Origin of the sequence: Chromohalobacter sp. HP20-39, assembly GCF_033052815.1 — a bacterium.
Taxonomy (GTDB): domain Bacteria; phylum Pseudomonadota; class Gammaproteobacteria; order Pseudomonadales; family Halomonadaceae; genus Chromohalobacter.
Genome location: NZ_JAWHTP010000941.1, coordinates 1 through 253 on the forward strand (window position 1 = coordinate 1; position 253 = coordinate 253).

Genomic DNA, 253 nt, shown 5'->3' on the forward strand with positions numbered 1-253 from the left:
AGCGGGCGATGACGTCGGCAGTTTCTGCCAACGCTTCGCGATGTGGGTGATGCCCAACATTCGGCATCTCATAAACAGTCAGCAGACCGGCGGGGCAAAGTCTGCGAGCGGCAGCAATCTGGGCCTTGGGTCCGTAAGCATCCTTCGTTCCCTGGATGATGAGTGCCGGGACGGTCCATCGCGTGAGGGCTGTCTCGATTGTCCATCCGCGCCGAGCCGGATCCAACCAAGCGTCGTTCCAGCCGCGAAAGGC

Annotated in this window: 1 protein-coding gene; it reads right to left on the bottom strand. The window is 61.7% G+C overall.

Features of this window, described 5'->3' with window-relative positions; all coding sequences use genetic code 11:
* Positions 1-253 (bottom strand): alpha/beta hydrolase (locus RVY79_RS20735; protein WP_317466482.1); only part of this gene is annotated, 253 nt, incomplete at both ends.